8 protein-coding genes are annotated in these 11,902 nt (G+C 54.0%); 6 read left to right on the top strand and 2 right to left on the bottom strand.

Annotation, left to right across the window (positions count from 1 at the left end):
* A complete protein-coding gene (dcuR, locus tag DCH402_RS20035; protein ID WP_029729176.1) occupies positions 1 to 723 on the top strand; it encodes a two-component system response regulator DcuR in 723 nt (240 codons plus the stop codon).
* Positions 724 to 828: 105 nt separating this feature from the next.
* On the opposite strand, the gene DCH402_RS20030 is transcribed toward dcuR, so the two are convergent.
* Complete coding sequence (locus DCH402_RS20030; RefSeq protein ID WP_040003086.1) at positions 829 to 2,175, bottom strand: 2-hydroxycarboxylate transporter family protein; 1,347 nt, start codon at positions 2,173 to 2,175, stop codon at positions 829 to 831.
* 625 nt (positions 2,176 to 2,800) lie between these two features.
* Entirely contained in the window at positions 2,801 to 4,804 is a 2,004-nt protein-coding gene (locus DCH402_RS20025) for a methyl-accepting chemotaxis protein (protein ID WP_081642197.1), read from the bottom strand.
* A 901-nt stretch (positions 4,805 to 5,705) separates the two neighbouring features.
* Between DCH402_RS20025 and dppA the strand changes: the two genes are divergently transcribed.
* The 5 genes from dppA (at position 5,706) to dppF (ending at position 11,488) form a co-directional block, all read left to right on the top strand.
* Positions 5,706 to 7,313 (top strand): dipeptide ABC transporter periplasmic-binding protein DppA, encoded by a 1,608-nt coding sequence (dppA, locus tag DCH402_RS20020; protein WP_040003084.1) that lies wholly within the window; start codon positions 5,706 to 5,708, stop codon positions 7,311 to 7,313.
* A gap of 226 nt (positions 7,314 to 7,539) precedes the next feature.
* Positions 7,540 to 8,559, top strand: a complete 1,020-nt coding sequence (gene dppB / locus DCH402_RS20015; protein WP_040003082.1) for a dipeptide ABC transporter permease DppB — start codon at positions 7,540 to 7,542, stop codon at positions 8,557 to 8,559.
* Between the two features lie 13 nt (positions 8,560 to 8,572).
* Complete coding sequence (gene dppC, locus DCH402_RS20010; protein WP_040003081.1) at positions 8,573 to 9,475, top strand: dipeptide ABC transporter permease DppC; 903 nt, start codon at positions 8,573 to 8,575, stop codon at positions 9,473 to 9,475.
* A gap of 28 nt (positions 9,476 to 9,503) precedes the next feature.
* Positions 9,504 to 10,484, top strand: a complete 981-nt coding sequence (dppD, locus tag DCH402_RS20005; RefSeq protein WP_040003079.1) for a dipeptide ABC transporter ATP-binding protein — start codon at positions 9,504 to 9,506, stop codon at positions 10,482 to 10,484.
* A gap of 8 nt (positions 10,485 to 10,492) precedes the next feature.
* The gene (dppF, locus tag DCH402_RS20000; protein WP_411431460.1) at positions 10,493 to 11,488 is read left to right on the top strand and encodes a dipeptide ABC transporter ATP-binding subunit DppF; all 996 of its coding nucleotides are present in this window, start codon (positions 10,493 to 10,495) and stop codon (positions 11,486 to 11,488) included.
* The last annotated feature ends 414 nt before the right edge of the window (positions 11,489 to 11,902 follow it).

Here is an 11,902-nt window from a genome sequence, read left to right as displayed (position 1 = left end):
ATGATAAATGTACTGATCGTCGATGACGACGCCATGGTGGCGGAGTTGAATAAATGTTATCTGAATCAGATTTCCGGGTTTAGCTGCTACGCGACGGTGCCGACGTTGCAGCAGGCGCGAAATTTGCTGATGCAGCCGGACTGCGAAATTGATCTGGTGCTGTTGGATATTTATATGCAGCAGGATAACGGTCTGGATTTGCTGCCTACGATCCGTGAATTTAGCGAACACACGGATGTCATCATTATTTCGTCGGCCAGCGATGTGTATACCATCAAAAAAGCGCTGCACTACGGCGTGGTGGATTATCTGATTAAGCCGTTCCAGTTCGCCCGTTTCGAGCAGGCGCTGACGGCTTACCGGGAAGAGGCCAATCTGCTCAAACACCGTGAGTTTGTCGCGCAGTCGGATATCGATAACCTGATTCGTCGCACCAGCGGCACGCCGACGGTGGAGCGCAAGAAATTGCCGAAAGGGCTGACCAGCCTGACGTTGCGCACCGTTTGTGAGTGGATTGAGAGCAATCAGGGAGCGGAATTCTCTACCGAGATGTTGGCCAATGCGATTGGCATTTCCCGCGTTTCCTGCCGCAAATATCTGATCTATCTTGCCGATACCGGTATTCTCGATACCAATATTCTCTACGGTTCCACCGGCCGCCCGGTTTATCTCTACCGGCTACTGCCGGAAAAGCAGGACGCACTGCGTCAATACTGCGAATAACGCTAATACGACAAAGCCACGAACGATGTGGCTTTTTTATTGGCGGTATAAAACGAAAAAGGCCACGGAATCCGTGGCCTTGTCGCATATAAATCCGATGAAGAATTACACCAGCCAGCCCAGCAGCAGGGTGGCGGCGATCACGGTAGAAGCACCGCCGATACGGGTGGCGATTTGCGCGAACGGCATCAGCGACATGCGGTTGGATGCAGACAGGATCGCCACATCGCCGGTGCCGCCCAGACCACTGTGGCAACTGGTCACGATGGAGGCTTCGACCGGATACATCTTCAGGTACGGTGCAATGAAGAAGCTGATCAGCGCCATCGAAAGCACCACGGAGCCACACACCACCACGTAACCGACGGAGAACACCGCCACCACGCTTTCCAACGGGACATACAACATGCCCAGACCAATCATCAACGGCCACACCAGTGAGCTGGAGACGAATTTGTAGAAGCTGTTGGCGCCGGTTTCCATGCTGGATGGGATAACACGGCCGTATTTACACAACACTGCGATCAGAATCATCAGTACCGGGCCGGGGATATGCAGCACTTTTTCAAACAGCCCGCCGACGATGAAGAAGGTACAGATCAGCAGCAGGCCGCCGCCCATCAGATGGAAATCCACCGTTTTCGGCGCGTCTTTTACCGCAAACAACGCGTTGTCGGTTTCGTTGCGCACCAGATTGCCGTTACCGTTCAGGTCACTGCGCCATACGCCGATACGGGCCAGCACGCCGGCGCAGATGATGGCAAAAATGTTGCCGACTACGGCTGCCGGCGCCAACTGGGCGACGTAGACATCCGGCGCCTGACCGAGGATGGCGGAATAAGCCAGCGACAGCGGCAGAATGCCTTCGCCGATACCGCCGCCGATGATCGGCACGATGATGAAGAAGAAGGTGTGATAGAAGCTGTAGCCAAACAGTTTACCGACCAGTAAACCGGTCACTACCGCTGTCGCGGTGCCCACCACCAGCGGAATGAACATCCGGATCATGCCCTGAATCAGGATGACGCGGTTCATGCCCAGAATACTGCCCACCACCAGACTGGCGATGACGAAGTAAAGGAAGTTGGCGTCTTTCATTAACAGCTTGACGGTATCCAGCGTGTTGGCGTTAAACAGATGAAAATACACCAGGATCGACGGCACCATCAGGCAGAGAATCGCCGGGCCGCCGATTTCTTTCAGTACCGGAATACGTTGGCCGATATAGGCCAGCAGGAATCCCATAGTCATAATAACGGCAAAACCGCCGATCATGTTTTTAGGCAAGTAGCTGGCATAGGAAGCAATAAAAACAATGGCGGAAATAACCAGAAAGAGAATAAAAGGCACTGAACCAATGCGGGTTTTATTGATGCTTTCCAGTAAACCTGATGATGGTGCGGCGGTAGCGAGCGTGTTATCGCTCATGATTTCAGTTTCAATATTTTTCATTATATTCACCCTGTTGTAGCGGCATAGGACAGAGATAATCAGCTTGCTCTGCAAGATGTGGAAACGGCGTTAGGGCGCAAAGCACATGGTCATACCCGTCATACTTCAAGTTGCAGGTGTGTTGGCTGCGTTCGTTCACCCGAATCACTTACCTGAGTAAGCTCATCGGGATTCTCTCTCTTGCCGCCTTCCTGCAACTCGAATTATTTTGGGTATATGAGATACACCATCAAAGACGAATGCGATGTTATTTTTATAATGATATGGCAGGTAATCTAGCATGGAGAAATGTTAAAAATAATAGCCGTTCACTACAAATATAGGGGAATTGTGAACCTCACAGCAATTCATCTTTAAATAACTTAATTCGCCATTTTGTAATTAAAATTAATTTGTGAATGTTGTGGGTGGGATATTTATATGGATGGGTTATTTATTGCTATATAAAAGTAACACGTTAGGGGTAAAATAAAAATAAATTTTTAAAGTTATATAAATAAAATATCTTAAGTAACGGCGGGAAAAATCGATTGTATACCCAAAATAATTCGATTTGCCGGCCCGGTGAACCGCTCCAGCATGGATTGCCTGACGGTCACCGGGTGGCTGGTTTTTCCTTTTGGTTTTATACCGTTCTGGGTAATGCGTGTTGCGCTCGCGACGGGGCGTGGCGCCCTGAATGACCGTGTTGTTCTAAATGGAAATGCTCTATCGCCTGGGCCAACAGCATGGCTTGTTCCTCCAGTGAACCGGTTGCGGCAGACATCTGCTGCACCAGCGCCGAGTTTTGCTGTGTTACGCCGTCCATCTCATTCACGGCAATGGTGACCTGGCTTATCCCCTTCGCCTGCTCATCCGATGCATTAACAATTTCATTGATAATAGTTTGTACCGAGCTGACGGCTTGAGTCATTTCCTGCATGGTTTTACCGGCATCGTTCACCAGTTGTACGCCATTCTCAACACGCTGGCCGGATTCTTCAATCAGCGCGGCAATCTCTTTCACCGCGTTGGCGCTGCGTTGCGCCAGACTACGAACTTCCGATGCCACCACGGCGAATCCCCTACCTTGTTCGCCTGCGCGAGCGGCTTCAACCGCCGCGTTCAGCGCCAGGATGTTGGTCTGGAAAGCAATGCTGTTGATCATGGTGGTGATGTCGCCGATCTTTTTCGCGCTATCGTCAATCTGCGCCATCGTCTGAACCACCTGGCCGACCAGCGTTTCACCGCGACGGGCGATTTGTGTGGCGTTTTCCGTTAATGCCGTAGCCTGATGAGCATTGTTGGCATTGTGTTTCACGGTTGCGGTTATCTGCTCCATGCTGGCGGCGGTTTGCTCTAGTGCGGCAGCTTGCTGCTCAGTGCGTGAGGCGAGATTGATGTTGCCGCTGGCAATCTCTGCCGCCCCCTGATGCACCGCATTACCCGCTTCCTTGATTTGTTCTACCACCTGACGTAACTGTAATTGCATGGTGTGCAAAGCGAAAAACAGGCTGCTGCGATCATTCGGTTTGATCGCAATCGTATTGTTGAGCTGCCCGCTCGCAACCGACAGCGCAATGGTGGCTGCTTCGAGCGGTTCGCCGCCAAGTGGTTTAAGTACTTTCCGGTTGAAGGTCATTCCCAGCAACGCACTCACCAACAGAATGCTGAAAACCATCAGAATCACGGCATTGATTAACTGCTGTTGGGCGGCTTCCATGACTTTGTTCACCGGCGCAGCGATACCCAGATACCATTTATCCGTGCTGTTGCCGATGGTGATGGGGTACCAGGTTACCAGCGCTTTCTCGCCCATTATCGCATCATCACGTTGCACCACGGCTGAGGTAAGGCTGTCCGTTTTTTCGTTCCAGACCTTGCTTGTCATGGATTTATCCGGATAAGAAACCACTTTGCCCGCGCTGGAGAGCAGCATCGCGTAGCCGCTGCCTGACCAGGGTTTAATTTGATTAACGGTTTGCTGTAATGATGCAAGAGAAATATCCGCAGTGATCACGCCAAACAGTTTTCCCTGAGACACCATTGGCGCCGCTACCGATGTCAGCAGCGTTGGGACGCCGTTATAGGCATACGAATAGGGTTCGATTAATGTATCTTTCTGGCTTTTTTGCGGCAGCAAATAGTAATCGCCCTGACCGGGCGTCAGGTAGGAAAGCAGCGGGTTCATTTTGTAATTGCCGGCCGGGTCACGGTCGACAAACCAGGCGTAGCGGCCTTTAGGCGGCTGGCCCGGCTTATTGATAAATTCGGCATCGCGTCCGTCAAACGCATTCTCTTCGAAAATAACCGACACTGAGAGGTAATCCGGATTGTCCCGCAGAGCATATTCCGTCACCTTATCGACTACTGCGCGGTCTTTAATGCCCGCCGCCGGCAGCGAAATCAATGCCTGCCCGAGGTTATGCGCCACGTCACGGTCATAGTTGAGTTTTTGTTGAATTTTCAGCGCTTCACTTTGGGCTATCTGCTGTAAATAACTCTCCGCCAGTGATTTTTGTTCGCGGCTGGATTGCCAGCTCAGTACTCCGATGGTGACAGCAAAACCAAGAGCAATCGTTAATGAGCCTATTAACAACATCTGGGTGCGGATACTCATTGTCTTTTTTGGTAGTGATTGGTTGACCATATGGTTCTCCTGATCTTGATCCCTATCGTAATCAATATCGAACGCTTAACAGTGAAGTCACTGTTATTTGACTATCGGCGCTTTTTTTTTGAACTTTAAAGACACTGAAGTGTAACAAGATATTAGGACAGGATTGGTCATTCGGCGATTGATGCGCTCACTTTTTATTTCCGCATCGCACAAGGTAGACGAAACAAAGCAAGGGCTTGTATAAGCCGGACGAGGGTATTGTCGTTTGTCGTCGGGCGAGTTGTGCTCGGTGGGATAAAGTTTTTTTATAATGCGCAAATAGTTGGCGAATATCAGCAGGGATGATAGGAATACATCATCGCGGTTGGGGTTTTGTCAGTATTTTCACCTGAATTTAACCTTTTTAACACGTTTTATTGTGCAGTAATTCACCATACGAGAGGATTTTCCTATGGGGTGTTGTTTGGTGATAATTATCGCACGTTGTACCTGATGTGGTTTTATCTGTTGATTTTTTGTTATTTTGTGGGTGTTGTCACCAAAAAAATGGCAAACTGAGCTAATTTTATATCTTGCTGATTCTGCGGTTTCTGTTTGTAAATCCTAACAGGTTATATTGACGCGATTGTGATCTGTTGACACATTGTGGGCGTCACAAGGAGGAGGGCGGCAGAGTACCTGGAATCATCATGATTGATCCGACAGGGCTGGCGGGGGTTTTCCTGCTTGTCCCGCACTGTTGTCTCTCCCTGTTTACTATTACATCAGTCTTTGGGCGCGTTGCTCGGGCTGAAATAGAAGAAAAGTACAGACCGCCGCGATAAAAATCATCGCGATAACCCCAATTGCGATATCCCTGTTGCCATCACAACAGTCGCGATGACAACAACAGGTCTGACTGACACACAACATCCACAATGGAGTTCATGTAATGGCTAAATCCCTGATGAAATCAAGGGTGCTGAAGTTCAGCCTTGGTTTGCTGGCGCTGTCCGTTGCCGCCGGTGTACAGGCAAAAACCCTGGTGTATTGCTCAGAAGGTTCTCCAGAAGGCTTTAACCCGCAGCTGTTTACGTCTGGTACGACGTTTGATGCCAGCTCCATTCCTATCTATAACCGTCTGGTTGAATTCAAAAGCGGGACGACCGAAATCGAGCCGGGCCTGGCCGAAAAGTGGGACATCAGCGCCGATGGCAAAACCTACACCTTCCACCTGCGTAAAGACGTGAAGTGGCAGGACAGCAAAGAGTTTAAACCGAGCCGTACCTTCAACGCCGACGACGTGTTGTTCTCTTTCCAGCGTCAGATGGACGCCAACCACCCGTTCCATAAAGTCTCCGGCGGCAGCTACGAGTACTTTGAAGGCATGGGTATGTCGGACCTGATCAGCAAAATCGAGAAAGTGGATGACTATACCGTCCGTTTCCAACTGACCCGCGCCGAAGCGCCGTTCCTGGCTGACCTGGCGATGGACTTTGCTTCCATCATGTCCGCCGAGTATGGCGACAAAATGCTGAAAGCCGGTACGCCGGAGAAAATCGACCTGGATCCGATCGGCACCGGTCCGTTCCAGTTGCAGCAGTACCAGAAAGATTCCCGCATTCTCTACAAACGTTTTGACAGCTTCTGGGGCACCAAGCCGGGTATCGACCGTCTGGTGTTCTCCATTACGCCGGACGCCTCTGTGCGTTACGCCAAGCTGCAAAAAGACGAATGCCAGGTGATGCCGTACCCGAACCCGGCCGATCTGACCAACATGAAGCAGGACAAGAACATTGAACTGCTGCAGAAGCCGGGTCTGAACGTGGGTTACCTGTCGTTCAACGTTGAGAAGAAACCGCTGGATAACGTGAAAATTCGTCAGGCGCTGACTTACGCGGTGAACAAGCAGGCTATTATCGAAGCGGTGTATCAGGGTGCCGGTCAGGCCGCGAAAAACCTGATTCCGCCGACCATGTGGGGCTATAACGACGACGTTAAGGACTACGCTTACGATCCGGCCAAAGCCAAAGCGTTGCTGAAAGAAGCCGGTATGGAAAATGGCTTTGAGATAGACCTGTGGGCGATGCCGGTACAACGTCCGTACAACCCGAATGCGCGCCGTATGGCGGAGATGATTCAGGCTGACTGGGCGAAAGTCGGTGTGAAAGCCAAGATCGTCACCTACGAGTGGGGCGAGTACCTAAAACGCGCGAAATCCGGCGAACACCAGACCGTGCTGATGGGCTGGACCGGCGACAACGGGGATCCGGATAACTTCCTGGCGACGTTGTTCAGCTGCGATGCGGCGAAGAAAGGCTCCAACTACTCCAAGTGGTGTTACAAGCCGTTCGAAGACCTGATCCAACCGGCTCGTGCGGTGTCCGATCAGGCTAAACGTATCGAACTGTACAAACAGGCTCAGGTTGTGATGCACGATCAGGCTCCGGCACTGATTGTGGCGCACTCCACCGTGTATGAACCGATCCGTAAAAACGTGAAAGGCTACGTTATCGAGCCGCGCGGCGTACATAGCTTCAATCACGTATCAATAGATTAATTATCTTATCACGTCACATTTATGGGCGATGGCAGCGCTATCGCCCCTGTTGTTTTTGGCGATGCGTGTTTTTGGAAACGAGTGTTTCTGGAGACGCGTGTTTCCGTAGGGGAACGGCAGGGGGCGCTTCAACGCCCGTTTTAATGCAGTGAGCAATGTCAGGCTCGATGGTGAGCACCGTCGGGCCCTTTATTCTCTATACGAGAAAGCACAGAGAGTTCGGGATATGTTGCAGTTCATACTCCGTCGTTTGGGGCTGGTTATCCCAACGTTTATCGGTATTACCCTACTGACTTTCGCTTTCGTGCACCTGATCCCCGGCGACCCGGTGATGATCATGGCAGGAGAGCGCGGAATTTCGCCGGAGCGCCACGCGCAACTGATGGCGGAACTCGGGCTGGACAAGCCGCTCTGGGAGCAATACGTCCACTATATCAACGGCGTGCTGCACGGCGATTTGGGCATGTCGCTCAAGAGCCGCATCCCGGTCTGGGATGAATTCGTGCCGCGTTTCAAAGCCACGCTGGAACTGGGTGTCTGCGCGATGATTTTCGCGGTGATCGTCGGTATTCCGGTTGGGGTGCTGGCGGCGGTCAAACGCGGTTCCGTGTTCGACCATACGGCTGTCAGTATCGCGCTGACCGGTTATTCCATGCCGATTTTCTGGTGGGGCATGATGCTTATCATGCTGGTATCGGTACAGCTTAACCTGACGCCGGTGTCCGGCCGGGTGGGTGACACCGTATTTCTGGACGACTCCCTGCCGCTGACCGGTTTTATGCTGATCGATACCTTAATCTGGGGTGCGGAAGGTGACTTCAAAGACGCGGTAATGCACATGGTGCTGCCCGCCATTGTGCTTGGCACCATTCCGCTGGCGGTGATTGTACGTATGACGCGCTCGGCGATGCTGGAAGTGCTGGGCGAAGACTATATCCGTACCGCCCGTGCCAAGGGGCTGAGCCGCCTGCGAGTGATTGTGGTACATGCATTGCGCAACGCCATGCTGCCGGTGGTGACGGTGATTGGTTTGCAGGTGGGCACCATGCTGGCCGGGGCGATCCTCACAGAAACCATTTTCTCCTGGCCGGGGCTGGGCCGCTGGCTGATCGATGCGCTGCAGCGCCGTGACTACCCGGTGGTGCAAAGCGGGGTATTGCTGGTCGCCACCATGATCATTCTGGTGAACCTGCTGGTGGATGTGCTCTACGGCGTGGTTAACCCGCGCATCCGGCATAAGAAATAAGGGGGACGCGGAGATGACTCACGTTACCGAATCCGCAGCGACGGCTGCGCCGAAGCCCATGACCCCGTTGCAGGAGTTCTGGCACTATTTCAAACGTAATAAAGGGGCCGTCGTCGGCCTGGTTTACATCATCCTGATGCTGGTGATCGCAATTGGCGCCAGCGTACTGGCACCGCATGCGCCCGCCGAACAATTCCGCGATGCGCTGCTTAAACCGCCGGTTTGGCAGGACGGCGGCAGCTGGCAGTACATCCTCGGCACCGACGATGTGGGTCGCGACGTGCTGTCGCGCCTGATGTACGGCGCGCGCCTGTCGCTGCTGGTGGGCTGTCTGGTGGTGGTGATGTCGCTTGTCCTCGGCGTCGTTTTCGGGCTGCTCGCCGGTTACTTTGGCGGTACGGTTGACGCCGCTATTATGCGCCTGGTGGATATCATGTTGGCGTTGCCGAGCCTGCTGCTGGCACTGGTGCTGGTGGCGATTTTCGGCCCGTCTATCGTCAATGCGTCGCTGGCGCTGACCTTCGTGTCGCTGCCGCACTATGTACGCCTAACCCGCGCCGCGGTGCTGGTGGAAGTGAACCGCGACTATGTGATCGCCTCGCGCGTGGCCGGTGCCGGCCCGCTACGCCAGATGTTCGTCAATATTTTCCCTAACTGCCTGGCGCCGTTGATCGTGCAGGCATCGATGGGTTTTTCCAACGCCATTCTCGATATGGCTGCGCTTGGGTTCCTCGGCATGGGCGCACAGCCGCCCACACCGGAATGGGGCACTATGCTCTCCGACGTGCTGCAGTTTGCGCAGAGCGCCTGGTGGGTGGTGACGTTCCCCGGTCTGGCGATTCTGCTGACGGTATTGGCATTTAACCTGATGGGGGACGGCCTGCGTGATGCTCTCGACCCCAAACTCAAGCAGTAATAGAGCAAGCAGTTATAGAGGTAGAGAGATGGCGTTACTCAACGTAGAGAAACTGTCCGTTCACTTTGGTGATGAGGGGTTGCCGTTTCGCGCGGTAGACCGCATCAGCTATCAGGTGGAACAAGGGCAGGTGGTCGGCATCGTCGGCGAGTCCGGCTCCGGCAAATCCGTCAGTTCACTGGCGATTATGGGGTTGATTGATTTCCCCGGCAAAGTGATGGCCGACCGGTTGGAGTTCAACCAGCGTGATTTGCAGACGCTGTCCGACAAGGAACGGCGTCAGCTGGTGGGGGCGGAAGTGGCGATGATCTTCCAGGACCCGATGACCAGTCTCAACCCTTGCTACACCGTGGGTTTCCAGATTATGGAGGCCATCAAGGCGCATCAGGGCGGTAACCGTAAAACCCGCCGTCAGCGGGCGATCGACCTGTTGAATCAGGTCGGTATTCCCGACCCGGAATCGCGGCTGGATGTGTATCCGCACCAGTTGTCGGGCGGGATGAGCCAGCGCGTCATGATCGCGATGGCGATCGCCTGTCGGCCGAAGCTGTTGATCGCCGACGAACCGACGACGGCGCTGGATGTGACCATTCAGGCGCAGATCATCGAACTGCTGCTGGAATTGCAGCAGAAAGAGAACATGGCGTTGATCCTGATTACCCACGATCTGGCGCTGGTGGCGGAAGCGGCGCACCACATTATCGTGATGTATGCCGGGCAGGTGGTGGAATCCGGTAAGGCGGCGGACATTTTCCGCGCCCCGCGTCACCCCTATACCCAGGCGCTGCTGCGTGCGTTGCCAGAATTCGCGGTCGATAAGTCTCGTCTGGCATCGCTGCCGGGCGTGGTGCCGGGCAAGTACGACCGGCCAACCGGCTGTCTGCTCAATCCGCGTTGCCCGTACGCCGGCGATCGTTGCCGTCAGGAAGAGCCTGAGATGCGGGATATTCCCGGTCGTCAGGTGAAATGTCACACACCGCTGGATGATGCGGGGAGGCCAACCGTATGAGCCAGACCATGAATGCCGCCGGGCAGCCGTACCTGCTCGAAGCGATTGATTTGAAAAAGCATTACCCGGTGAAAAAAGGGTTGTTTGCGCCTGAGCGGTTGGTGAAAGCGCTGGATGGCGTCTCTTTTACGCTGGAACGCGGCAAAACGCTGGCGGTAGTGGGCGAGTCCGGTTGCGGCAAGTCCACGCTGGGACGCCTGCTGACCATGATTGAAACACCGTCGCACGGCGAGCTGTACTATCAGGGACAGGATTTACTCAAGCCGGACCCTGCGGCGCAGAAGCTGCGTCGACAGAAAATCCAGATCGTGTTCCAGAACCCCTACGCATCGCTCAACCCGCGTAAAAAGGTCGGGCAGATACTGGAAGAGCCGCTGGTGATCAACACTGATCTCACCAAGGCGGAACGCCGTGAAAAAGCGCTGGCGATGATGGCGAAAGTCGGCCTGAAAACCGAGCATTACGACCGCTACCCGCACATGTTTTCCGGCGGCCAGCGCCAGCGTATCGCGATTGCCCGCGGGTTGATGCTCGACCCGGACGTGGTGATCGCCGATGAACCGGTGTCCGCGCTGGATGTCTCGGTGCGTGCACAGGTGCTGAACCTGATGATGGATTTGCAGCAGGATTTGGGGCTGTCTTACGTGTTCATCTCCCACGACCTGTCGGTGGTGGAGCACATTGCTGACGAAGTGATGGTGATGTATCTGGGCCGTTGTGTCGAGAAAGGCAGCAAAGACGCGATTTTCAACAATCCGCGCCACCCGTACACCCAGGCGCTGTTGTCTGCGACGCCGCGCCTGAACCCGGACGCCCGCCGCGAACGCATCAAGCTGACCGGTGAGCTGCCAAGCCCACTCAACCCACCGCCGGGCTGCGCCTTCAACGCCCGTTGCCAGCACCGTTTCGGCACCTGCACCCAGTTGCAACCGCAGCTGAAACCGCATGGTGAGCAACTGGTCGCCTGCTTCGCGGTGGAGCAGGAAGACAGTCAGGCAAGCTGACGTCTGTAGTGAGTAACATCGGTAGTGAAACAAAAACAGCCCCGATTAAAATCGGGGCTGTTTTACGATTGGCGAGCAGGCACGCTTTACTCCCTTAATTGCCGCCACTTGCTATCGATCTCCTGCTGAATGCCGGTAATCAGTGGTGCCGGGAGGCTGAAGTGGCTGGCTTCCCGATGAAAGTTTTTGGCGATGTCATAGAGCTCATCCGCTATGTTGAGAACCTCTCAAGCCTTTGATAAACCAGCCTGCCCCGCCAGTTGTCCAACACGTTCTTCCCGGCCATTGCTCAGGCGGCGTATAACTTCCAGAGGTACACTAAGCATTTTTAAGCCCCTCTTCGATGCTGGTGGGGGTATGTACCTGGCTGGTGAGTGCGTTGAGATCGTTCAGGTTACCCAAGACTTCGTACAA

It is taken from the genome of Dickeya chrysanthemi NCPPB 402, from assembly GCF_000406105.1.
Taxonomy (GTDB): Bacteria; Pseudomonadota; Gammaproteobacteria; order Enterobacterales; family Enterobacteriaceae; genus Dickeya; species Dickeya chrysanthemi.
This window is presented reverse-complemented; position numbering and strand designations above follow the sequence as displayed.